General features: G+C 66.4%; 20 protein-coding genes. 11 read left to right on the top strand and 9 right to left on the bottom strand.

The window, feature by feature from the left end:
- Positions 1 to 2 precede the first annotated feature (2 nt).
- Positions 3 to 1,256 (bottom strand): hypothetical protein, encoded by a 1,254-nt coding sequence (locus G5C50_RS05020; RefSeq protein ID WP_206107583.1) that lies wholly within the window; start codon positions 1,254 to 1,256, stop codon positions 3 to 5.
- Positions 1,257 to 1,459: 203 nt separating this feature from the next.
- Here G5C50_RS05020 and G5C50_RS05015 point away from each other — a divergent pair, with 203 nt between their 5' ends.
- From G5C50_RS05015 to G5C50_RS04995, 5 genes are all read left to right on the top strand, one after another.
- Positions 1,460 to 2,734: a glycosyltransferase family 87 protein gene (locus G5C50_RS05015; protein WP_165065915.1), complete on the top strand. Its 1,275-nt coding sequence runs from the start codon at positions 1,460 to 1,462 to the stop codon at positions 2,732 to 2,734.
- Between the two features lie 122 nt (positions 2,735 to 2,856).
- A complete protein-coding gene (locus tag G5C50_RS05010) occupies positions 2,857 to 3,135 on the top strand; it encodes a FeoA family protein (protein ID WP_165065912.1) in 279 nt (92 codons plus the stop codon).
- 52 nt (positions 3,136 to 3,187) lie between these two features.
- Entirely contained in the window at positions 3,188 to 5,416 is a 2,229-nt protein-coding gene (feoB, locus tag G5C50_RS05005; RefSeq protein ID WP_165065909.1) for a ferrous iron transport protein B, read from the top strand.
- 15 nt (positions 5,417 to 5,431) lie between these two features.
- Positions 5,432 to 5,647, top strand: coding sequence for a hypothetical protein (locus G5C50_RS05000; protein WP_165065906.1), 216 nt, complete (start codon positions 5,432 to 5,434; stop codon positions 5,645 to 5,647).
- A 364-nt stretch (positions 5,648 to 6,011) separates the two neighbouring features.
- Positions 6,012 to 6,416, top strand: coding sequence for a hypothetical protein (locus G5C50_RS04995; RefSeq protein WP_165065903.1), 405 nt, complete (start codon positions 6,012 to 6,014; stop codon positions 6,414 to 6,416).
- Positions 6,417 to 6,419: 3 nt separating this feature from the next.
- Here the strand turns inward: G5C50_RS04995 and G5C50_RS04990 are convergent, their stop codons facing one another.
- From G5C50_RS04990 to G5C50_RS04975, 4 genes are all read right to left on the bottom strand, one after another.
- The gene (locus tag G5C50_RS04990; RefSeq protein ID WP_165065901.1) at positions 6,420 to 6,926 is read right to left on the bottom strand and encodes a dihydrofolate reductase; all 507 of its coding nucleotides are present in this window, start codon (positions 6,924 to 6,926) and stop codon (positions 6,420 to 6,422) included.
- A 22-nt stretch (positions 6,927 to 6,948) separates the two neighbouring features.
- Entirely contained in the window at positions 6,949 to 7,782 is an 834-nt protein-coding gene (locus G5C50_RS04985; protein WP_165066494.1) for a thymidylate synthase, read from the bottom strand.
- 168 nt (positions 7,783 to 7,950) lie between these two features.
- The gene (locus G5C50_RS04980) at positions 7,951 to 8,796 is read right to left on the bottom strand and encodes a hypothetical protein (RefSeq protein WP_165065898.1); all 846 of its coding nucleotides are present in this window, start codon (positions 8,794 to 8,796) and stop codon (positions 7,951 to 7,953) included.
- Positions 8,797 to 8,898: 102 nt separating this feature from the next.
- Complete coding sequence (locus G5C50_RS04975) at positions 8,899 to 9,870, bottom strand: aldo/keto reductase (protein ID WP_165065895.1); 972 nt, start codon at positions 9,868 to 9,870, stop codon at positions 8,899 to 8,901.
- Positions 9,871 to 10,060: 190 nt separating this feature from the next.
- Here G5C50_RS04975 and G5C50_RS04970 point away from each other — a divergent pair, with 190 nt between their 5' ends.
- Positions 10,061 to 11,857, top strand: a complete 1,797-nt coding sequence (locus G5C50_RS04970) for an SUMF1/EgtB/PvdO family nonheme iron enzyme (protein WP_165065892.1) — start codon at positions 10,061 to 10,063, stop codon at positions 11,855 to 11,857.
- On the opposite strand, the gene G5C50_RS04965 is transcribed toward G5C50_RS04970, so the two are convergent.
- Both G5C50_RS04965 and G5C50_RS04960 read right to left on the bottom strand, forming a co-directional pair.
- On the bottom strand, positions 11,766 to 12,941 hold the full coding sequence (locus G5C50_RS04965; RefSeq protein ID WP_165065890.1) for an NAD-dependent epimerase/dehydratase family protein: 1,176 nt from the start codon (positions 12,939 to 12,941) through the stop codon (positions 11,766 to 11,768). The two genes, G5C50_RS04970 and G5C50_RS04965, sit on opposite strands and share 92 nt — an antisense overlap.
- Before the next feature lie 154 nt (positions 12,942 to 13,095).
- Positions 13,096 to 14,742, bottom strand: a complete 1,647-nt coding sequence (locus G5C50_RS04960; protein WP_165065887.1) for an OprO/OprP family phosphate-selective porin — start codon at positions 14,740 to 14,742, stop codon at positions 13,096 to 13,098.
- Between the two features lie 342 nt (positions 14,743 to 15,084).
- On the opposite strand from G5C50_RS04960, the gene G5C50_RS04955 reads away from it, so the two are divergent.
- The 5 genes from G5C50_RS04955 to G5C50_RS04935 all read left to right on the top strand — a co-directional run bounded on the left by G5C50_RS04955 (position 15,085) and on the right by G5C50_RS04935 (position 21,645).
- Entirely contained in the window at positions 15,085 to 17,181 is a 2,097-nt protein-coding gene (locus G5C50_RS04955; RefSeq protein WP_165065884.1) for an efflux RND transporter periplasmic adaptor subunit, read from the top strand.
- A gap of 99 nt (positions 17,182 to 17,280) precedes the next feature.
- Positions 17,281 to 18,213 (top strand): efflux RND transporter periplasmic adaptor subunit, encoded by a 933-nt coding sequence (locus G5C50_RS04950; protein ID WP_165065881.1) that lies wholly within the window; start codon positions 17,281 to 17,283, stop codon positions 18,211 to 18,213.
- 67 nt (positions 18,214 to 18,280) lie between these two features.
- Positions 18,281 to 20,467, top strand: coding sequence for an HlyD family efflux transporter periplasmic adaptor subunit (locus G5C50_RS04945; protein WP_165065878.1), 2,187 nt, complete (start codon positions 18,281 to 18,283; stop codon positions 20,465 to 20,467).
- 186 nt (positions 20,468 to 20,653) lie between these two features.
- Positions 20,654 to 21,424, top strand: a complete 771-nt coding sequence (locus G5C50_RS04940; protein WP_165065875.1) for a site-2 protease family protein — start codon at positions 20,654 to 20,656, stop codon at positions 21,422 to 21,424.
- On the top strand, positions 21,421 to 21,645 hold the full coding sequence (locus G5C50_RS04935; protein ID WP_165065872.1) for a hypothetical protein: 225 nt from the start codon (positions 21,421 to 21,423) through the stop codon (positions 21,643 to 21,645). Before G5C50_RS04940 ends, G5C50_RS04935 begins: the two co-directional genes overlap by 4 nt.
- 9 nt (positions 21,646 to 21,654) lie before the next feature.
- Here G5C50_RS04935 and G5C50_RS04930 read toward each other — a convergent pair whose 3' ends face one another.
- A complete protein-coding gene (locus tag G5C50_RS04930; RefSeq protein WP_240906970.1) occupies positions 21,655 to 22,869 on the bottom strand; it encodes a hypothetical protein in 1,215 nt (404 codons plus the stop codon).
- A gap of 38 nt (positions 22,870 to 22,907) precedes the next feature.
- Entirely contained in the window at positions 22,908 to 23,780 is an 873-nt protein-coding gene (locus G5C50_RS04925; RefSeq protein ID WP_240906969.1) for an LOG family protein, read from the bottom strand.
- Between the last annotated feature and the right edge of the window lie 85 nt (positions 23,781 to 23,865).

Here is a 23,865-nt window from a genome sequence, read left to right as displayed (position 1 = left end):
CTTCAACGCGCCGCCGTGTCCGTCGCCCAGACGGCCTTGATGGCGGCCTCGTCGCCGAAGCCGTCGGGGACGGCGGGGCTGGGGTTGTTGGCGTAGTACCAACGCTTGCCGTCGACGGGGGCGTGGAGGACGCGGCCGCCGGGCATCTGGAGGAAGGCGGCGGGGTCGTGTTCGCGGGTCCACGACCAGGCGTATTTCAGCCACTCGGAGCGGCGGTCGGCGGGGAGGTGGGCGAACCAGCTGATCTCGTCGTAGCCCCAACTCCAGATGCCCCCCTGGCCGAACTGGCCGGGGTTTCGGCCGCGGCCGAAGTTGTCTAGCTCGGCGAGGTAGGGGAGGTGGTCGCACGACCATCCGCTGTAGGTCGTCCCCCCCTTGCTGCGGCCGTAGAGCCCGTCGCTGTGGCCCATTTCCAGGATGCCACCGAGAGGCGGGTCGGGGATCTCCTTGATCCGCAATGGGAACGAGTGGAAGTCGAGCAGCAGCTTGCCCTCGCGGACGACCCCGCCGGACGGGACGTGGGCGTCGCACAGGAGCATCCCGCGCCGGGCTTTCTTCGCAGCGTAGGCGCGGGCGCGCTCGAAGACCTTTGCGTAATGGGCCAGGTCGCGGTCGTTCTTGTTCATCAACTCCACCTGGCCGTAGTGGATCGCCTCGACGCCCGCATCGATGTACGAGGCGGCCAGGAACTGGAAGTAGAGCTGCGTCTCGGGCCGGCTGACGTCCGGGACCGTCCCGCCTCCTCGCCCCCAGTGGTTGCGGAACCGGCCGTCGGCGAAGCTCATGTCGGCGAACCGGAAGTTCCGAGTTTCGACGGGCATCCCCATCATCTCGAACGCCCACGCCGGGATCGGCACCTGCTCAACCTGGGGCGTGATGATCTCGAAGATGCACGCCTGCGCGACAATCTCCGGGTCGGCCGCGTGGACCTTGGGGATCAGCGTGCGGACCTTCTCCAGCTTCTCCAGCAGGTGCGATTCATCGGCCCAGAAGCAGAGGCTGCGGCCGAGGAACTTCGCGCCCACGCTCGTGAGCATCCGCAGGTTGTCGTCGAAGTTCCCCTGGCCGATGAACAGGTCCTGCACGGTGATGGCGCGGGAGAGGTAATTCTCCAGCACGGGCCGCGAGATCGTCTTGTCGAACCGATAGTCGCGTGTTTCCGCCGCCGGGGCTAAGCGGGAAGGGACGACGGTGCAGGTGCCCAGCCCGAGCGCCAGGCGGGAGAAGTCGCGGCGGGTCCACGAATGGGTGGCCATGGTGGGGCTTCCGGGGAGGGAATGAAGCCGGTCTCGAAGATCCGGCGATTCTCCCGCGCGCCGGGGACTGTCGCCAGCCACTGTCGGCGAGGGGTTGTCGACGACGAGGGTCGACCGTTAACCTCGGGGCTCGCCCGGAGAGGGCATGGATGTCGAGGCGGCGTCGGACTCCGTGACGTCGCGGCAACGAGGATGGGGCGATCATGAGCAGAGGATGGCGCATCGCCGTCGCGGCGGTCTTCTCGGCGTGGGTCGGCTGGACGGCCTGGGACGTTCGTCGCTCCGGGAACTATGACGAGCGCGACATCGTCCGCGAATGGGCCGTCGCTCGCTACGTCCAGGAGGGACGCGATCCTTACTCGCTGGCGAAGGACATCCTGATCGCCCGCTACGGTGTCGCCAACCCGAAGGGCGAATGGGTTTCGCGGATCCCGACGGAGGTTCCCGAGGAACGTCGGGCCGACGTGATCCCCGAGTTGGGCCCTCCCGAGGCCACATATCCTCCCGGGGCGATCGGTTTCCTGACGCCGACGCTCGCCCTCCTCGGCGATCCCGCCTCGGCCCTGGGGGCGTGGTTCGTCCTGGACGTTGTGCTCATCCTGGTGCTCGCCGCCTTGCTGGCCCGGATGTGGCCGACTCCCCCGAGCCCGCTGGAGAGGGCCGGCAATTTCTGGTGGATCCTGATCGTCGCGATCCTGTACACGCCGGTCTACACCACGTTGGAACGGGCTCAGTTCTCGCTGGTGGTGATGACGCTGATGCTCGTCGTGGACGATCCCCGCTTCTCCTGGCCGGCCCGAGGCGCTGCGCTGGGGTTCGCTCTGATGAAGCCGAGCGTCTGCCTGCCGCTGTTTCTGCTCCCCGTCATCCGTCGCGAATGGCGGGTCCTGGCGACGGGGGTGGTCGTGCATGCGGCGGCGACGCTCTACGTCGCCTACCGGATCGGTCGCGAGCCTTTCTCAATGTTCCGCGACTGGCTGGCCGTGGCCCGCTATTTCCTATCCGCTGGGATGTATACGATCCAGGAATGGGTGCTCCCCCTGAGCACCCGTGTTCCCTGGGTCGTCTCGGTCGTACCGCTTACCTTGCTGGCGGTGTGTGCGATCACGCTCTATCGCCATCGCAACGCCCCCCGCGCCCGCCTGTTCTCGCTCGCCGGAGTGACGGCCGTCTTCTGGACCTACCACGGGACCTATGACGGCATCTTCCTGCTGCCGATGCTTTTGCGGCGGATCGGGTGGTCGCCGGACTCGTCGCCGAAACGATTCTCCTGGGTCGGGCTGGCGATCTTCGGCGTGCTCTCGGTGGCGTACATGGACCGAGTCGTCGGCAGCCCGCTCCCCGTCTGGCACGCCTTCCGGTGGAGCGTTCGACTGGGCATGATCGCCCTGTTCGTCCTCGAATACGTCGAGCTGGAACGGGACGCCCGCCGCGGTTTCCTGACGACCCCCGCGAAGGCCGAACCGGCCCTCGCTTGAGCCTCCATCTCCACGCCTCCGTGTTGACGGGTTGAAACCCGTTGTCATCGTGGATCCCACCGGCTATAATTCTGTAGTTGAGATTCGATCTCAATTTCCCTCAGAAGGCTCGGGGTCTGAGCATGAAGACGCAGGCGGCGGTGCAGAGCGAGGAGACCGGGGAGATGGTTCCGCTGTCATTCCTGCGCGCCGGGGAGACCGGCTGCGTGGGAGGCGTGATGGGGAATGTGGAACTCGTGCATCGCCTCCGCGAGATGGGTTTGATCGACGGCGCGAGGGTTCGGATGATCCGCCCGGGGAGCCCCTGCATTATCGGCCTGGCCGGACAGCGTCTCGGTTTCCGCGGCGACGACCTGGCCCATGTGCTCGTTCGCCTTCCCGTTCCCGCGATGGCTTCCTGAGCTTCGCGGACGCCGCCTTTTCCTCTCCTCTTTGCGAGCTTACCCCTCTGCCATGGCGGTCGCCTCGGACAAGACGACGTGGACGATCGCCCTGGTGGGCAATCCGAACACCGGCAAGTCGACCCTCTTCGGAGCCCTTTCCGGGGTGGCCCAGAAGGTGGGCAACTATCCTGGGGTGACGGTTGAGAAGAAGGTGGGCGAGGTCGTCCACGACGGCCGCCGCTGGCTGCTCGTCGACCTTCCCGGGACCTACAGCCTCGCCCCGCGGTCGCCCGATGAAATGGTGACGGTGGACGTTCTGCTCGGCCGTCAGTCCGACGTCGCCCCGCCGGACGTGGTCGTCTGCGTGGCGTCGGCTGGGAACCTCTCGCGCAACCTCTATCTCGTCGGCCAGGCCCTGGAACTGGGTCGGCCGGTGGTCGTCGCTCTGACGATGAACGACCTGGCCGAGGCCGAGGGGACGAAGGTCGACGCCGAAGGGCTTTCGCGAAGCCTGGGCGTCCCAGTCGTCCCAATACAGGCCCGCCGCGGCGAGGGGCTTGAAGCCCTCAAGGACGCCGTGGAGAGCGCCGGGGCCGCTCCGCCGCCGACGGTTCCTCAGGTCTTTCCCGAGCCCTTCCGCAACGAGGTCGACCGGCTTGCGGATGTTCTGAACGGCAGGCAGCTTCCACGTTACCTGATCGAGCGTCTGCTTCTGGACGTGGGGGCGCACATCGAGGACCGCATCGGCCTGGCCGAACCCGACCGCCTGCAACTTCGGGCGCGGATCGACGAGGCACGCAAGCGACTGGCCGAGGTCGGCTGCAAGACGCCGGACGTTGAGACGACCGCGCGATACGCCTGGATCGCCCGCGCAACCGAGGGGGTCGTCACCCACGCCGGCGAGACCGGATCGCGGTTCGCCGATCGGCTGGATTCGGTGCTGACTCACAAGCTCTGGGGATCGCTGATCCTGGCGGCCGTGATGCTGCTGACCTTCAGCGCCGTCTTCTCGTGGGCGACCGTCCCCATGGACTGGATCGACGCCGGCTTCGAGGCCCTTGGCGGCCTGGTCGAAGGGGCCTTGCCCGAAGGGCCGGTCCGCGACCTGCTGGTCGGTGGGATCATCGGCGGCGTGGGGGCGGTCGTCATCTTCCTGCCGCAGATCCTCATCCTGATCGGCCTGCTGACGATCCTGGAAGAGTGCGGCTACCTGGCCCGCGCCGCGTACTTGATGGACCGGATCATGGTCCGCGTGGGCCTGAGCGGAAGGTCGTTCATCCCGCTGCTCTCGTCGTTCGCCTGCGCCATCCCGGGCGTGATGGCGACGCGCGTAATCGAGAACCGTCGCGACCGGCTGACGACGATCCTCATCGCTCCCTTGATGAGCTGCTCCGCCCGGCTCCCCGTTTACACGCTCATGATCGGCGCGTTCATCCCCGCGCGGGCGTATCTGGGGGGCTGGCTCCAGCTTCAGGGGCTGACGCTGCTGGCGATGTATCTCGTCGGCGTGGTCGTCGCGGCCCTCGCCGCGTTGATCCTGAAGCGGACGTTCCTCCGGAGCGCGACGCCCGTCTTCCTGATGGAGATGCCCGCGTATCAGTGGCCGTCGCCGATCGTCGTCGTGCGGCGGATGCTCGATCGCGGCTGGGACTTTCTCTACAACGCCGGCACCATCATCTTCGCCGTCTCCGTCGTGATGTGGGGCTTGCTGTATTACCCCCGACTCTCGCACGAAGACCTCGCGCCGATGGTCGCCGACCGGGAGCGGGCCGAGGCCCGTCTCGAAGCGGCGAAGGCCGCCAACGACGACGCCGCGGCGGCTGACGCCGAGGACGCTGTCGCGGCGGCCGAGAACCATATCGCCGGCGCACAGCAGCGTCAGAGTCTGCTTGGCCGGGCCGGTCGCCTGATCGAGCCTCTCGTCAAACCCCTCGGCTGGGACTGGCGGATCGGCAGTGCGGCGCTTGCCTCGTTCCCCGCCCGCGAGGTCGTCGTCTCGACGCTCGGCGTGATCTTCGACGTGGGAGAGGACGTTGAGGACGAGGGCGAAGGACGGCTCTCCCAGGCCCTGCAATCGGCGACCTGGCCGGACTCGGGGAAGCCGCTGTTCACGATCCCGGTCGCGCTCTCGGTCATGGTCTTCTTCGCCCTCTGCGCCCAGTGCGTCTCGACGTTGGCGGTCATCTGGCGCGAGACCGGAAGCTGGACCTGGCCCGCCCTCTCCTTTGCCTACATGACGGCCCTGGCGTACGTCGGGGCTTTCCTGACCTATCAAATCGGGACCTGGCTCGGCGCCTGATCGCGGAGGTGCTTCATGGGCTGGCAAGACGTTGTGGCGATTGGGGCGGTTCTGGCGGCCGCCGGTTATCTCGCGAGCCTCGTCTGGCGAGGCGTCGGCGGTGAGAAGTCGGGAAGCTGCGGGACGGCTTGCGGCAAGTGCTCCTCGGGAGCCCAAGGCGAGCCGGAGCAGATCGTGACGATCGGTGCCGCTCCTGCGCTCGGGCGCGCCGAGGCGACCAAGGTCCGCTGACCGTCCCACAGTCGATCGGTCGCCTGATCTCAGAGCGTAATGCGACCGCGTTGCGGCCAGTTCACCTGCCAACGCCGCGCTCGCGTGGCCATGGCACTCAGAGCCGCCTCCCCTCGTGGTGTTGGGCGACCAGCGTTGATATTTTCCTCGTCCGCCCCGGACTCCGGCTGTCTCCTACTTTTCTCGGCGCGACTCCTCGCATAGAGTTCTTCGGAGGGCGACGCAGCCTGGATTCGATCACCCGCCGCGCCGCGGGTCTCGCTCGTCGATCCTACCTCGATCATCGTCGTGTCTCACGTCCAAAGAACAGGCGGCCCGCGTTCGTCGGGAAACGTCGCCTGGTCGTGAAGGGAGATCGCTCGCCATGGTCCTGCGACGCACCGTCCTCCTCGCCCCGGTCGTCTTGTCGCTCGCCCCGCTGTTCGGCGTCCTCGGCTGCGGCAAGGCCGAGGAGGCTCCGAAGAGCGAGCCCACCGCCGCCAAGCAGCACCTGATCACGGCCCTCGACGCCTGGAAGGGCGGCAAATCCAAGGACGAACTGACCAAGGGGACGCCCCCGATGCTCGTCGTCGACGGCGATTGGGACAAGAAGTCCAAGCTCACCGAGTATGTGGTCGAGGGCGACGGCGAGCCCGTCGGCGCGGGCGTTCGCTGGAAGGTCCCAATCACGATCACGACCAAGGCAGGCAAGACGGTCAAGAAGGATGCGATCTACGTCGTGAACATCGCCGGCACGATCGTCGTCACGCGGGAGGACACGAACTTCTGAGGCTCAGGCGTCGGGCCGACGCTGCAGCACGATGTATCGGGCGTCCACCAGATTGTCGGCGTCGGCCGGCCAGTCTTCCTCGTGGACGATCCGCCAATCGGGGGAGTCGAGCGGGTCGATTGGGAAGAAAGCATCTCCCTCGAAATCGCCGGCGACCAGGGTGAGGTGAATCGTCCGACATCGATCGAGGAACTCGCGGTAGACCTGACCGCCGCCGATGACCATGGCCTCGGCGGCGCCTTCGCGACGGGCAAACTCCAGGGCCTCCGACGCGGAATGCGCGAGCAGGACTCCTGCAGGCGTCGTGATCGAACCTTTCGACAGGACGATGTTGAGACGGCCCGGGAGGGCCCGACCGAGCGATTCATAGGTCTTGCGGCCCATGATGATCGGCTTACCCATCGTCAGCCGGCGGAAGTGCTTCAGGTCGCGGGGCAGCCGCCAGGGGAGGTCGCCCTCTCGGCCGATCACCCGATCCTTCGTCATGGCGACGATGAGAGACACGTCCACGCCCGGCTCCTTCCCGACAGGCTCAAACGGCGACCTCGCCCCGGAGTGCAGGCCAGGACCTGTACCCGACCAGCCGGATCTGGTCGCGCGTCACGTGCGCCAGGTCGCGGACCTCGGGGGCGATCTCCAGCATGGGAAGTGGTAGGGGCTCGCGGGTCAACTGCTCGTCGACCTGGTCGAGGTGGTTCGTATAGATGTGGGCGTCGCCGAAGGTGTGGACGAACTCGCCCGGCTGAAGGCCGGTGACGTGGGCCGTTAGGTGGGTGAGCAACGCGTAACTGGCGATGTTGAACGGGACGCCCAGGAACAGGTCGGCCGACCGCTGGTAGAGCTGGCAGGAGAGCCGGCCCTCGGCCACGCTGAACTGGAAGAGCGTGTGGCAGGGGGGGAGGGCCATCTCGCCGACCTCCGCCGGGTTCCATGCCGAGACGATGAGCCGCCGACCTACGGAGGCCGTCGGATCGGCGATCACCGCACGGATGCCGGCGACGACTTCGGCAATCTGGTCGACGACCCTGCCGTCGGGGGCCAGCCACGACCGCCACTGTTTGCCGTAAACCGGGCCGAGTTCGCCATCCTCGTCGGCCCACTCGTCCCAGATAGTGACGTTGTGCTCGCGCAGGTAGGCGATGTTCGTGGAGCCGCGAAGGAACCAGATCAGCTCGTGGGCGATCGCGTTGAAGGCCGTTTTCTTGGTCGTGACCAGCGGGAACCCTTCCGACAGGTCGAACCGGATCTGCCGGCCGAAGACGCTCAGGGCGTCGATCTTGGTCCCGGTCGAGAGCAGCACTGCCCGCGTCGGCTTGCGCAGGCCGTTTTCGCGGACGTCTCGGAGAAGTTCCAGATACTGTCGCATGGTCAGAGCGAGCCCGATTCGCGGGATTGTCTCGGGTGGCATGGCCACGCTTGCGTGGCCATGAACCGGCATCGGATCAGACAGCGACCGTCGCCGATCGCATGCCCACGACGAGCCTGGGGATGGCACCCAGCGCCCACCGGTGAGCTTGGAATTATGCGCTGGAAATCAAGGCCCCGCAGGTTGGGCCTGTGGCGGCGCCTCGGTCGTTGCGACGGCGGTGAGGAGGATCAGGCGCTCTTCGTAGCTTTTGCCGCCGAGTTTGCCGCCCCGCGAGTGCGGGCCCATGCTGACGAGGAGGAAACCGTTGGACGGAATCAGCCAGTCGCCTTCGATGCGACGAGAGGCGACCTCGGGGATCTGGATCGTCGCACGGATGGCGGTCTTGTCGGGCTCGGGACGAAGCTTGGCGAGAAGCGACGTCTTTTCGACGGCGTCGTCGGTTTTCGCCTGAACGACGCTTTCCGTGTACCCCGTCGAGATGAACCCCAGCAGTTGGTTCTGCTGGATGAGGACGTGGGCGGAGAGAGCCGATCCCCTGAGCTGCGTGTTCGTGAGTTCGACGCGGACGCCGTTGTGGACCTGGGCCGTTTCAGGCTTGAAGGCGATCTGCGTCCCCTCGTTGGGAGGACCGTCGGAGACCCGCTCGACCCGCGCGACGTAGGTCGTCTTCTCTTCGTTGGTCATTCGGACGGGGTCACCCACCTTGGCCCACATTTTCGGAGCCTGGACGATGTTGACCTTCGGATCGGAAAGCAGTTCGCGGAACGCCTCGAAGTCGACGGTCCAGGCGGAGACCGCCTCCTCGCGGGCGATCGGCTGAAGCCTCGGCTGCATGCGTCCCCGCCAGTCGGGGCTGGAGACGGTGACCTCGCGGATCTCGAACTGGATTATCGGGATCACCGGCGGCTTTATGAGGTCAGCCGCCGCAGCCTGGGCGAGCGACGAGGGCGCAGGCGCCGGGGACTGCTGCCCGACCATGACAACGGTCAACAACGCGGCCAGGAGCGGCATCCTTGCCTCCTCGCGTCCAGTTCCTCCCGATCGGCGCGGACGGTCCGCGCGGCCGCGATCGTGCATCAGCCGCACGAAACCGTCAAGCTCGTAATCCGACGGTTATTGCGACCAGGAGGTCGGCGTCCGGTCCCATCGGTGCTCGCGAAGCTCTGTCTTCAGGTTCGCCGACAGCCGGTGGCCGTCGCTCGCCGCGATGTTGGCCTCCACGTTCCGGATCTTCCGCATTCCCGGGATGATCGTCGAGACCATCGGCTCGTCCAGGATGAACCGCAGCGCCAGCTCGGGCATCGTCATGCCGGCGGGGATCAAGGGGCGAAGGGCCTCGGCGCGGTCGACGCTTCTCGACAGGTTCTCGGGGACGAAGTACGTGTTCCGCCAGTCCCCCTCGGGCCACTTCGTCTCCTTCGTCAGGGTGCCGGTGAGCGTCCCTTCATCGAACGGGACCCGTGCGATCACGGCCACGTTCAACTCGCGGCAGAGGGGGAACAACTCGTCCTCGGGGGCCTGGTCGAAGATGTTGTAGATCACCTGGACCGCGTCGATCGCGCCGGTTTTGAGGGTGCGCAGGACGTTCGTCGGCTCCCAGCGATTGACGCTCACGCCGAAGCCCCGGACGAGTCCCTCGCGCTTCAGATCCTCGACGGTCCGAAGCCAGCGGTCGTCGTCGGCCCAGGCGTCTTCCCAGACGTGGAACTGCTGGAGGTCGATTGTGGAGACGCCCAGGTTCGTTAGGGACTTCTCGGTGTATTCCCGGATGTGGTCGGGCGGGAAGCACTCGTCGAGCGTCATCCCCCGGCGCGAGGGCCACTGAAAATTCTTGGGCGGGATCTTGGTGGCCGCGTAGAGACGCTTCTCAGGATGCCGCTTGAGAAGGCCGCCGAGGATCTGCTCGCTCTTCCCCGCGCCGTAACCCCAGGCGGTGTCGAAGAAGTTGCAGCCGAGGGCCACCGACCGCTCCAGGGCGGCGGCGGTCTCGTCGTCGTCGTTCCCCGTCCAGCCGGCGAGGCCCCACATTCCGTAGCCGATCTCGCCGACGTCCCACCCCAACCGGCCAAACACGCGCTCTTGCATCGTCGTCGCTCCCTGGCTCGAACTGTCGACCCGGACTGGATTGTAACGCTCGGGAAGGGGACGGTCAGCCTTGAGCCGTCGCCTATGATTTAGGTTGAGATCCGCAATCAAGCCTGGGCGGGGTGAACGTCGACGAGTAACCTGAAAGCATCTCAGTTCACCGACGCGTAATCGTGACGAGACTCGGACCATGAACGGCGATGCGCCCGACGAATACGATCTGGTCGACTCCCCAGAGGACGATCCAGCCGACGCCGAATCGCCGGCGCCCCCGAAGCCCAAGGCTCCTGGCGGACCCGGACAGCCCTTGCCTCGGCTCTGGAAGACCGAGACGGACGACGAAGAACCGCCCGTCGCGAAGCCGGCGCCCAAGGCCAAGGCTGAATCCCCGCCGCCTCCTCCCCCTCGCAGCCGCACGCGCAGTCGCGACGAGGCCGAGGGAGGCGCGACTCGCAAAACCGGGTTGAAGCCCAAGCCCGAGTTGAACGAGAAGGGGGAGAAGAAGGTTCTCGTCGAGGATACGCCGGTCCTCGACACCTACGAGACCCGTCAACGCGTTCGTCTGGCGACGGGCGGCCTCTTCGTCTTCGTCCTGGGGCTGCTCGGCTACATCGTCTACAACACCTTCATCTACGACCCGTTCCCGATGGACGCCGACGTCCCCGACGAGGCCGCACTCGTCGAGGCGACGCCCGTCCCCGAAAAACCGGACCTGGAGTCCGAGGCCCGTGCGATGCTGGCGCGAGCGAAAGGCGCGGCCCGACGCGGCCGGACGGACGAGGCGGTCGCGCTGCTGGAACAGCTCTCGAAGACCTATCCCAAGACCCGGACCGCCGCCGAGGCGCTGGAAGCGCTGAAGCGGCCCGCCCAGAATCTCCCGCTGTTTCTGGAAGGGCCGACCGTCGCCGCCGCGACTCCCGCGCCAGCCGCTCCCGTCGAGCCCACGCCGCCGCCGGCGGTGGTCGACGCCCGAACGCCCACGATCGAAGCTCGTGGCAACGCCAGCCTCGTGCCGCCCGTCAACCCGGCCGAGGCGAACGTGGTCGCCCCTTCGACGCGTCCCGCAACCGTGCAGGCTTCGCCCGGCGAACCAGTGGATCGACGGCTGCCCAATGGGTTCGCCTCTCGTCCTGAGGCCGGCCTTGACCCTTCCGGCTGGCCCCTGGTGATCGTCGGCGACCGCGACGGCGCGCCGATGGTCTTCGTCCCCGGCGGGGTTTTCCTCATGGGAGAGGAACGCGACCCTCAATTCGCCTCGCCCGAGCACAAGGTCCGGCTCTCCGCCTATTACATCGACCAGCACGAAGTGACCGTTGGCCAGTTCCGCCGCTTCCTCAGCGAGACACGTTACCGCGGCAAGCCGGCGACGACCTGGCCGGCGGTCGACGACAAGACGGCCGACATGATGCCGATGGTCATGGTCAACCAGGCCGATGCACTGGCCTTCGCGGAGTGGGCCGGCAAGGCCCTGCCCACAGAGGCTCAGTGGGAAGCCGCGGGCCGAACCACCGACGGCCGCATCTACCCCTGGGGCGACGACCCGCCGAAATACTCCCGCAAGAGGGTCCCGCGCCAGGTCGACCCAATCAAGTCGTTCCCCGAGGATCGATCGCCCTACGACGTTTTCGACCTCGCCGGCAACGTCCTGGAGTGGACGGCCGACGCCTTCGACCGCAACTACTACCGGACGCTCGCCGGCCAGGTGAGCGACGATCCGACCGGACCGGCGGCGAAGGCCGGCAAGTACGACGTCGTCGTGAAGGGGGGGAAGCTCGGCGCGGCGTCGAGCCGCGAGCCGATCGCGCCTGAGAAGCGGCTCAACTACGTCGGCTTCCGGTGCGCTCTGCAGGTCGAGCACGCCGTCCCACCGGCCGTCGCGGCTCCCGAAACGCCGGCTACGGCTCCCGCGACGACACCGCAGGCGACCAATCCCTCGGCCCCGACGCGGAAGCCCGCTCAGCCGGCGGTTCCTGCCGAGCCGTTCTGACCGATCCCCCGAGCGCCCGACGGACGGACACCAGCGTCGGCGTCCGGCGGTGGGGGATTCGCGCGACCTCGTCTTCCAGGAACCAGCGGACCGTCCTCCCGAGGCTCTCCTCATAGGTCAGGGCGGGCGTCCAGCCGAGCTTACGCCGGGCTTTCTCGGTGCTGTAGCTCAGGCGACGCCCCAGCAGCCACGCTCCGTAACGCGTCACTCGAGGGGGCTTCGGACTGCGCAAAAGCCGCTCGCGAAGCTCCAACGAAAACCCCCCGTAGAAGGCGTACCAGTAGGGGTATCGCCAGGTCACCCGGCGCACTCCGATCGCGTCGGCCAGCATGTCCAGGAACTGCCGCTGGGTGATGGCGGAATGGCTGGTGACGTTGTACGCCTCGCCGATCGAGGCCGGGTCGTCGGCCGCCAGGATCATGGCGTCGGCGACGACCCCCGCGTAGACCGCGCTCAGCGGGTTGTCTCCCCGGCCCACGATCGACACCCGCCCCCAGCGGAACTCGCGGATCATCCGGGGGATCGTCGTGCGGTCGCGCTCGCCGAAGATCCAGCTAGGGCGGATCACGGTCAGGGGCAGTCCATCGTCCTCGGCCATCTTCCAGAGGAGTCGTTCGCACTCGACCTTGCTGCGGGTGTAATGGTCGAGCACCCACACGTTCTCGCCCAGCGGGTTCGACTCGTCAACGGGCTCCTCGCGGTCGCGGGGATGGCCGTAGGCGCTCGTCGAGCTGACGTGGACGAATCGCGAGACCCCCGCTCGGAGGGCGGCCTCGGCGAGCGTCCGCGTCGCGTCGATGCAACCGACCTGGAACTCCGACCAGCCTCCCCAGTCGCCGACCTTCGCGGCGCAGTGATAGACCACGTCCACGCCTTCCAGGGCACGGTCGAGGGCCTGGGGGTCGAGCAGATCCCCGATCGCGGGCTCGACGCCCAGCCCGTCCAGGAAGCTCGTCTCGCTGGAGGGGCGGACGAGGGCCCGGACGTGGTCGCCCCGCGCCCGCAGACGCTCGACGAGGTGGCTTCCCAGCAGGCCGGTGGCTCCCGTAACCAGCGCATGAGCGGGCGAATGGGGACGGCTCATGACGACGTTCTCGATCCGTCCTGGAGGATGCTCAATCTCGACCTCGGCCAAGCGGTGTCTCGATCCGATGGGGCTCTTCGCGTCCCCGATCCGAACCAGGAATTATCGACATCGCCGCTCAAAGCCTCAAGCCGCCTTCGCCGCGGCTCTCGGCTCAGTAGTAGAGCTGGCCGCGGATCCAGAAGAGGTCGTTGCGGAGGCTGCGGAGGTTCTCATTGAGCTGGACGGGGGTGTCGTAGTACGACCGCTGCCAGTCAAGGTAGATCTTGATGTAGCTCGTCAGGTACCAGTTCAGGCCGATGTCGGTCATGCCCATGCCGTTGGTCCACTTGTTGGGGTCGGCCAGGCCGGCGCGGAAAAGCTCGTCGCCAAGCTGAAGCTCGCTGTAACGGGCGAACAGCTCGATCGCCCCGGGCCCCCACGAGTGCTTCGCCGGATCGAAGGGATGGAGGGGATCGACGCGGCTGCGGTCGCGGACCTTCTCACCGGTGAGGAAGTAGGCGAGCGTGAAGTGGTTCCCCTTCACCGGGACCGACAACGGGTGCAAGGGCCCGCCGCTGAGGGCGTAGCGGTCGCGGCTCCCCTGCCACTCCGCCTCGAAGGAGAGGCCGCCGACGTACCAGGCGATGTGGGCCGCCAGAGCGCTGTGGCCTCCCAGCAGAAACGCGCGGTCGTCCCATTCGAGGAACACGGAGCTGGCCCGGGCGGCCGCCTCGTCGTTCTCGGACGACTGGATCGAGGTTCGCATCGGCAAGGGCGCCTGCGGCGCGATCTGCTGGCCCATATAGCCGGAGATGCCCAGGTTAAGGTCGCGCAGGAGGGGGAATTCCTCAGACCTCAGGAATGGCCGGGTGTTGATGTACGAGACGACGTCGCGGGTGGTGTTGTCGTCGGCCAGACCGACGAGGTGGCCGTCGAAGCCGCCGACGGCGTACTGCAGCCGGCCGTCGAAGAGGCGTCCATGCGCCATCAACCCCACTGATCGCGAGAGGCCGAAATTGAGCGGAAAGAGCGACCGCTCGGGGGTGATGAAATACTGCTCCAGGTGGTCGTACCAGTCGTAGCTGTAGGGGACCAGAGTCCGGCCGAACTTGAGTCGGAAGCGAGGGTCGATGTTGATGTCGACGTTGCCGTCGAGCAGGTCCCAGACCCCCTCGACGCTGCGCTGGATGGAGACCTCGTAGTCGAACAGCCGCGTGAGGTTTCCCTCGAAGTAGATTCGGACGCGGGGGATGTACAGGCCGCTAGTGGCCGGCACCTGGTTGCCCGGTGAGAAGACCTTGAAGTCGGTCTGATCGAGGACCCGGAACCGAAGCTGATACTCGTCATCGAGGCTCTTGAAGCCGAACCCCTCGCTGCCGAAGATCCCCTGGAGGTCCAGGTCCTCCACGCCGGGCCTTCGACTTCCCTCGGAGGCCAGGTCGCCGCTCGGCTCGTACTCGGCCCGATTCGACCGCCGGGCTTCGACGGCTTCCGGCACCGCGTCCGGCAGAGCCTCCAACGACGTGCCGGGCCCTTCCTCATCGGTCCCCTCGGCGCTGACTCGACGGCGAAGCTCGTCGTACTTTCCTTCCAGGGATCGATAGCGTTCGTCGGCCGCCTCGCGCTCGCGCTCGGATCGGTCGAGGCGTTCGAGGATCGCCCGGTTCATGGCCTCCAGCTCTCGAAGGCGAGCGTCGACGGCCTCCGCATCCGTCCGAGCGCGACGGGCCGCCGGATCGCGGGGCGGCTTCGGCTCCTCGGCCGCCGCTCCGATCGCGATGCATCCCAACGCCAGCGCAAGGAACAACTGGGACCGCATGTGTCCGCCGATTCCCCCTCGTTTTCCTGGTTTAGCTGGGCCTCCTGGTTGAGGCCCTCTGCGGCAGATTTTCGATGTGGTGCGTACGCGGCGATTCATCGGCCCGCTAGCCGTCTCCACTTGATCGGCTTTATTTCTTTTTTGATGTCGATTTCGAACTCAACCTCCTGGACACGATTGGGTTTGCGTCGCAGATGCGGTCGGGCGGCAGGAAAACTGACGATGACGTCAGGAACATGGTCGAAGTGGTCGTCCCGTTGTCTTCGTCAAGCGGCCTCGCGCGTGGGACCGACCCCGCCGGGGAGGACGCCGACCCCGGCCCCTTAACGAACTGGTGGCACCATGCCGGAAGAAACCATCGACGCCGGTCTGCTCGAGCAGACGAAGAACCAGATCCGTAAGTTGGTGGCCGAGATCGCCGACCTCGCCGAGTCGGACGTCCAGCCGAACGAGTTCTACGGCGAGTTCCTCAACCGGGCTGTGGCGGCCACCGCGGCCTCCGGCGGCGCGTTCTGGCTCCTCGACGGCCGGGGAGGGCTCCGGCTCCAGTATCAGCTCGAATTCGCCCAGACCGGCCTGATGGACGGCCGGGTCAAGACGGCCCCGCACGACCAGTTGCTGGGCTGCATGATCCAGGCCTCTCAGCCGCAGGTGATTCCGCCCGGTGCAGTGATCGAGGGGATGCCGCAGGCGTTCAACCCCACGCACCTGGCGATCATCCTGGCTCCCCTTATTGTTGATAAGCAGGTCGTCGGTCTGCTTGAGATCCTGATGGATCCCAACCGGCGGGCGGCCCAGCAGAAGAGCACGCTTCGGTTCGTCGGCGACCTCACCGACCTGGCGGCCAACTATCTGAAGAACCGCCAGATGCGGCAGATGGTGTCGCAGCAGCGGCTCTGGAACCAGTTGGAGACGTTCACCCACCAGGTCCACCACACGCTCGACTTCAAGGAGACGACCTACGCCGTCGTCAACGACGGCAAGCGGCTGGTCGGTTGCGACCGCCTCAGCGTCGCCATGAAGGTCTCGGGCCGGACGATGGTGGAAGCCATCAGCGGTCAGGAAGTCGTCGAACAGCGCTCGAACCAGGTCCGCGAGCTGACCAAGCTCTGCAAGGCCGTCATCCGCTCGGGAGACGACCTGGTCTACACCGGACACACCGAGGGCTTCGCTCCGGACATCCGCGACGCTCTGGAGCTTTACGTCGACGAGTCGGGCTCCAAGGCCCTGGCGATCGTCCTCCTCTACAAGCCGGAGAAGGAAGAGGGGGCCGAACGCAAGGAGAAGGTTCCCTACGGCTGCCTGGTCGCCGAGCAGATCGGCGACGAGATCGCCCCGACCGACATGCACGCCCGGACCGAGGTCGTCGCGCGGCACTCGTCGACGGCCTTGTGGAACTCGCAGGAGCACCACCGGATCTTCCTCCGGCCGGTCCTCAAGGCGATGGGTTCCCCCTGGCGGCTGCTGCGGGGGCGGACGCTGGCCAAGATCCTCGCCGTCCTGGCTCTGGTCGTGACAGTGATCGGCGCGTTGACCCTGGTCCCCTGGAACCTCCGGATCGAGGGCCGGGGCTCGCTGCTGCCGGAGAACCGGAGCATCGTCTACGCCCCCAACCCGGGCATCATCGCGGAGGTCCCCAAGGAGCACGGCGACCACGTCGCGAAGGGCGAGATGATCGCCCGACTGGACAGCCGGGAGCTTGAGAAGGAGCTGAAGAAGCTCCAGGCCGACTTCGGCAAGGCGGAGAACCAGGCGAACATCCTGGGCCGCCAGATCGAGGCGACCAACCGGACGTCGCAGAACAACAGCGAAACCTATCAGTTGATGGCCCAGCATTCCGAGGCCCTTCTCACCGCCCGGAGCGCCCGGGAGCAGATCGAGATCACCAAGGAACAGATCCAGGCGATGACGATCACCTCGCCTCAGGACGGGATCGTCACGACCTGGGAGGTGAAGAAGAACCTGATGGGTCGTCCCGTCGACATCGGCACCGAACTGCTCCAGGTCGCCGCGACCGACGGCGAGTGGATTCTGGAGGTCGAGGTCCCCGACGACGACATGGGGCCGATCCTGGCCGCCAAGTCCAAGCTCGACGCCGAGGTCGCCGCCGGAACCAAGCCGGCCGGCTCGGCCCTCCCGGCCTACTTCGTGGTGATGACCGAGCCCGAGCACCGCTACCAGGGCTACATCCGCCGGATCGCTTCCAAGGCCGAGACCAAGACCGAGAGCGCTGAGCAGCGGCACACGGTCAAGGTGACCGTCGGCTTCAGCGACGCGGTTCGCAACGAGTTCCTGGCCCGCAACCAGGAGTTCCGCCCCGGCGCCGAGGTCCGCGCCCGGATCGACTGCGGCGACGCCCGCCTGGCCTACGTCCTGTTCCGCAAGGTCGTCCAGGTGTGGCACGAGTCGGTCCTCTTCCGCTGGCCGTTCCTTCAGTGAGACCGCACTCACCCGAACCCACCGCGGCCCGGCGCGTCGGCCGGGCCGCCTTCCCCCACACCGCATGAATCGATCGACCCGAGTGGAGGTTCGCCCCTTATGTCGCCCCTGAAGACCGCAGCGTCCGTGGCCCTGAGCGCTCTGGCGACCCTCTCCGTCGCCTCCTTCGGTCAGGGAGGGGCCGGCCAGTCGCCGTCCGCCGCCACCCTCGTCCTCGACTCCCACGATCAGCTCGCCACCATCGACTGGATCGAGAAGTCGGACGTCGCCGCCCTCCGCGAGGGGGTCATCGAGAAAATGGAGATCACCTACGGCGACTCCGTCCAGGAGGGGGCCGTGATCGGAGCGATCCACAAGGAGATCGCGGAGCTGACCGTCGCCAAGGCGAAGCTCACGGCCGAGAACGAGGGGCCGGCCATGAAGGCCAAGGCCGCCATGGAAGTCGCCGCGTCGGTCGTCGCCCGCAACCGCCGCCTCATCAAGTACCGTCCTGACAGTGTCTCCCAGGAGGAGATGACCAAGGCCGAGGGCGAGGCCAAGGTCGCCGAGGCTCAGCTTCGCGAGGCCATGGAGCAGGACGCCATCAATGAGGCCGAACTGGCCCTGGCCGTCCAGATGCTCAAGGAGCACACCATCGCGGCCCCGTTCGCGGGAATCGTCATCAAGCGCTACAAGGAACCGGGCGAGAGCGTCCGGGCCAATGAGGCGGTCGTCCAGATCGGCAACCTGTCGCGTCTTTCAGCCACCGCGTTCGTACCGATCGACTATTACTCCCGGATAAAAGTCGGCCAGGTGGTCGAGATCCAGCCGCGTCTGGAAGGGAGCCGAGGCGACCAGCCGATCGAGCGAAAGACATTCCGCGGCGTCGTCAAGTTCATCGACCCCAACGTCCAGGCCGTCGGCGAAAGCGCCGTGCGGATCCGGGCCGAGTTCGAGAACTCCTCCTTCGAGCTGCGGCCGGGCATCAAGGCGGCGATGACCATTTACCTCGGCGACGACGTCGCCGCCCGACCCACGGCCCCGGCTCGCTGAGACCCGCCGCGACGCCGGGAGCGGGACGCGGAGCACCCCGAACCGAACCGCCAAGGAACGCCGATCGATGAGCGCAGCACCTTCCACAACGCCGGCGCCCTTCGGGCAGGCCGCTGAACACCTGCGGGTGAAGTTCCGCCCCGACCTGGTGGTGCAGCCCCAGTTCTACGAGGGGATGACTCACTACGTCGTCAAGGACCCGCTGGCGCTGAAGTACTTCCGATTCAAGATCGAGGAGTACTTCCTGCTCCAGCAGTTCGACGGCAAGAACAACCTCCAGGACGTCAAGCGGGCCTTCGAGCGCAAGTACCGGCCCCAGACGATCTCGATCGACGACCTGACGAGGTTCGTCGCCCAGCTTCACGAGGCGGGCGTCGTCATCATCGACAGCCCCGAGCAGGCTTCCGCCCTGATCCGCCGCCGCCGCAAGAACAAGTGGAAGAAGGTCTGGCAGTTCCTGGCCAACATTCTGTTCATCAAGATCCCGGTCATCGACCCTGAGCGGCTCTTGACCTGGATGTACCCATACTTCCGCTGGATCTACACCCCCTGGTTCGTCTCCGCGAGCGTCGGCCTGATGCTCGCGGCGATCACCCTGGTGATCAGCCAGTGGAGCCAGTTCTACGGCAAGCTCCCCGAGTTTCAGAGCTTCTTCAACTGGTGGACGATCTTCACGTTCTGGATCAGTCTAGCCGTCGTGAAGATCATCCACGAGTTCGGCCACGGCCTCACCGCCAAGCACTTCGGCGGCGAGGTCCACGAGATGGGGATGCTGTTCCTGGTCCTCACGCCCGCGCTCTACTGCGACGTGACCGACTCATGGCTGCTCCCCAACAAGTGGCACCGGATCTGGATCTCGGCCGCCGGCATTTACGTCGAGCTGTTCCTGGCCAGCATCGCGACGTTCGTCTGGTTCAACACCGAGCAAGGGTTGCTGAACAGCCTGTCGATGGCCGTTATGTTTATATGTTCGGTGAACACGGTCCTCTTCAACGCCAACCCGCTGCTGCGGTACGACGGCTACTACGTGATGTCGGACTGGCTGGAGATCCCCAACCTGCGGATCAAGAGCACCCAGTTCTTCACCTACCTGTTGCAGGAGAAGGTGCTGGGGTTGGAAGTCCCCGTTCAGAGCTATCTGCCTCGATCGCGGCGGACCCTGTTCGTCACCTACGCGGTCGCCAGCTACGTGTATCGCTGGGTGGTGACGTTCAGCATCCTGTTCTTCCTGTCCCAGTTCCTGAAGCCGTACAAGCTTCAGGCCGTGAGTTACATGCTCGCTCTGGGTTCGCTGATTCCGCTCTTGGCCATGCCCGTCTACCAGATTTTCAAGTTCCTACGCACGCCCGGGAGGATGCGCAAAGTGAAGAAAGCACGTGCGGCCGCCTTCGCCGCGGCGTTCGCAGCCGTCGTGGCCGGAATCCTTTTGATCCCCACCCCGCTGCGCGTTCAGGGGACGTTGGTTCTCTCGCCCGCCCACCCGAACGAGATCTACTGCGAGGTCGAGGGCCAGCTCTACGATTTAGCCGTCCGCGACGGCGACTATGTGAAGGAAGGCGACGTCATCGCCAAGCTGGTCAACCGTGAGAAGCAGAAAGAATTGATTCAGCGCCAGTCGGAGCACGACGTCTACGCTCGCAAGGCTCTCTGGTACAACCAGAGCACGGAGAACGACGGCCGAGCCCTCGCCCGTCAGAACGCCGACATGGCCGACGAGTTGGAGCCGGCTCTCGCCAAGATCAGCGAGCAACTCGGCAAGCTCGTCATCGTCGCTCCCAAGGACGGCCAGGTCATCGGTCTGCCCCACCCCGAGACGCTCGGCCAGTGGATCAAGCCCGGCAAGCCGTTCTGCGAGGTCGCCGACCCCCACCACCTGGAGGCCCACTTGATCGTCGACCAGTCGGACATCGACCTGATCCGACTCGACGACAAAACCACCGCCTGGGTGAAGGTCTACGGCCGTTCGGAGAAGACCGTGAAGACCGAGGTCTCCCAGATCGCCAAGCGCAACCGCGAGGACATTCCTCCCGAGCTCTCCAACGCGGCGGGGGGCGAAATCGCCGCCAAGCCCGATCCCAAGACAGGCCAGGTCAAGCCTCAGTCGACCGTCTACGAGGTCATCATCCCCGTCGACAACCCCAACCTGGAGTTCCACCCCGGCCAGCGCGGGTTCGCCAAGATCAACGCCGGCACCCACACCTTCGGCTGGTGGCTGTGGCGGATGGTCACCAAGACCTTCCACTTCACCATCTAATGCGGTCCAGGCTTTTGATTTGAGTCGAAGCCCGGAGGCGATCGCCGTGATCGCCGCCGGGCTTCTTCACTTCCCCTCGACCGTTTTCAAGCGAACATTCGACCCTTTGACGTCGAATGACAGGTGTACCGATGAGAAGCCCGCCGACGTCCGGCGGCTCCTCTCGACCAAGGATGACGACATCTGATGAGCCTGTCCTGGAAACTCGGTCGGTTCGCGGGGATCGACGTGTTCCTGCATCCGACTTTTCTGCTGATATTGCTCCTCCCAGGCGTTGCGGAGAACCTGCCGCTCGTTCTGGCGATGTTCGGCTGTGTCCTGCTCCATGAGTTCGGCCACGCCCTCACGGCCCGTCGTTTCGGGATCGAGACGGCGGACATCACTCTGTACCCGATCGGCGGGGTGGCGCGGTTGACGCGAATGCCTCGCGCGCCGGGCGTCGAGTTGCTGATCGCCCTGGCTGGACCGGCGGTGAACCTGGCGATCGCGGCCGGGCTCTGCCTGACGCTCGGCGTCGGGTCGGTTGTTGGCGCGGGCGGCTTCATGGCCAATCTGCTGGTGATGAACCTGGTGCTCGCCGCCTTCAACATGATCCCGGCGTTTCCGATGGACGGCGGACGCGTCCTGCGGGCGTTGCTGGGCGGGTGGGTCGGGCGAGGCAAGGCGACGAGCTTCGCGGCGGCCGTCGGTCGAACGCTGGCGCTCGGTTTCGGCGTCTACAGCCTGCTGAACTGGGAGTTGATGCACGTCGCACTGGCCGCGTTCATCTACATGGCGGCCGGCGCTGAGGAGCGGGGAGTTCTGGCCGAGGAGCGACGTCGCAACGGAGAGGATGCCGGAGGGACCGACTGGAGCGCGCCGGCAGGATACCGCTGGATCCGAACGGGCCAGGGCGTCTGGCGGTTGGCTCCGATCCACGTCGACGCGACGGCCTCGTCGTGGGGCGGCCGTCGATGAAGCTGAAGCCCGTGGTCGAACTGGGCGTCGCCGAGGCTTACGCGATCCTCGCCGCCCGGCCCGGCGTCTCGCTCCCGCCGCTGGAGGCGATCGAGAACGAGGACTGGGGCCGGGACTTCCTCCTCAGCCGTTTCGAGCAAGTCCCCGCCGACGAGCTTGCGGCGCTCGGCCTGAGATGGGATGACGGGAGTGACGACTCCGACGACGATCCGCGGGATTGAGCGGCGTCGTCAGTTCGAGCCCGACGACTGGAGGCGTGCGGCGAGGTAGTGCACCGGATGCTTCATCCGGACGGCCGCCTCGGCCAGTCGATCCAGCTTCCCCGAGCGCTGGCACAACTCGGCGATCGGGGGGCAGGTGAGGAGGGCGTCCGGTACGCCGACCAGTCGTTTGGAGGCGACCTCCACGGCCTCGGCCGGCCGGCCGACGCGCACCAGCAGATTCACCAGCACCTGCGCGGGGATGGTCGCCTGGACGTCGTCCTCTTCGGCCCCGTCGAACTCGTTCAGCTTGCCCTGGAAGTGGGCGACGGCCGCATCGACGTCCTGGCCGGTGAGAGCCTTCAGGTAGATCAGATGGTCGTCGAACGTCCGCTCGAACGGCGGGGCCGATTCGTACTGGAGCCTGGGCGACAGCCGGCGGCCGTATTCAGCGAGGTCGACGGCCTTGGCGATCGCCTCGGGGGCCGTCGCCTGGACCGCCCAGCGGACGACCGTGGTCAGGTGCGAGACGTCGGTGTGGTACGACTCGTCCGAGAAGAGCCATTCGCGGCCGGCGATCAACTGGGCGATCGAGGCGTTCGCCGGCGGTTGGGGCTGGCCGCGACGAGTGATGTCCGCGCGGATGTTCTCGACGAGTTGCTGGTGGAGATGGCCGATCAGTTTTTCGATGCAGCCAGTCCGCACGGTCGGGTCGGCGGGTGTCGCCTGTTCCAGCGAGGTGATCGCCGAGCAGGGGCCGTAGGACTGAAGGATCCACTCGAAGCCTCGCGCCGGGTTCGCACCGTGGTGGAAGGCGACCTCGATCAACGAGGCGAGTTTGTCGGGATCGTCGGGCGTCGGCATCTCGCCGAGCGCCTTCGTAACCGGGCCGGGCTCGCCGATCGCCTGGAAATAGGCCCAGGCGGTGGGAACGTCGCCCGACTCCAGGAACCGCGCGCCGACGCGCCGGAGGGCCTCGACGTAGCGCTCCTCGAAGCGCTGGCGGTCGGCTTCCGGGAGGTCGGCGTAGCGACCGACCTGGATCAGGGGGAGCCCCAGGTCGTGACGGGCCTTGAGGAGCAGCGCGTCGAGGAGGAGGCGATACTCGCCCCGTCGGTCGAGATCTTCGACGAGGCGGTCGATCGCCGCGGCCGGTCCGTCGGCTTGAAGGCTGGCGTCGATCTCGGGGAAGCCGGGCTCGGCGACGGCCGTCGACCGCGCCTCCGACGTCTTGGCGTCTCTCATCGTCGCTCGTCCTTCACGGTCGGTCGGTCGGTTTAGGCTTACTCAGCGTCGGACTTGGCTGGGTCGACGGCCGTCGCCGGGGCGCCCGGCGGGTCGGCGTCCAGGCTGGCCCCGATGGAGTGCTTCCAGGCCTCCCAGCATCGCGTCTGGTAACATTCTACGAGAACGTCACGCGCCTCATCGAGCGAATCCGTGACAATTAAGAGGTTCAAGTCTTCCGGCGAGATCGTCTTTTGCTCCAGGAGCGTGCCGACGATCCAGTCGATGAGGCCCTTCCAGTAGGACGAGCCGAAGAGGATGATCGGGAACCGCTTGATCTTGCGCGTCTGCACCAGCGTCAGGCTCTCGAACAACTCGTCGAGCGTTCCGAAGCCGCCGGGGAAGATCACGAAGCCGTCGGCGAACTTGACGAACATCGTCTTGCGGACGAAGAAGTAGCGGAAGTTCACCGAGAGGTCGGTGTAAGGATTCCCGTGCTGCTCGAACGGGAGTTGGATGTTCAGCCCGATTGAGTAGCCGCCGGCCTCCTGAGCGCCTCGGTTGGCGGCTTCCATGATTCCGGGACCGCCGCCGGTGATCACGGCGAACCCTGCCTCGGCCAGCATCTGGCCGAGCTTGCGGGCTTCCTGATAATAGGGCTCGTCCTCGCCGAGCCGGGCGGAGCCGAAGACGCTCACCCCCGCTCCGACCTCGGCCAGCGCGTTGATGCCGTGAACGAACTCGCCTTGAATGCGTAGAACTCGCCAGGGCTCTTCATGGGTGAAAGCACCCAACTCAGGGGCCTGGGGATGCGGCTCCCTCGGCGGGAGAATCGCCGGTCGGTTGAGCAACTGCTCGTCTTCGGTCGGCTCGGTTCGACGCGCCCCATTGGTGGAGAGGTGCTGAAGGATTCGAGCCTTCGATCGATTCACCGTTCCGTCCGAGCCGCATTCGTCGGTCGATCCACACGACGCGAGGGGCGTCGTGGTGCCTTCTAAATCATGGTCCATTGAATCG

This window comes from Paludisphaera rhizosphaerae (assembly GCF_011065895.1).
GTDB lineage: Bacteria > Planctomycetota > Planctomycetia > Isosphaerales > Isosphaeraceae > Paludisphaera > Paludisphaera rhizosphaerae.
Note: the sequence above shows the minus strand (reverse complement) of the source record. Positions and strands in the feature narration are given on the sequence as shown.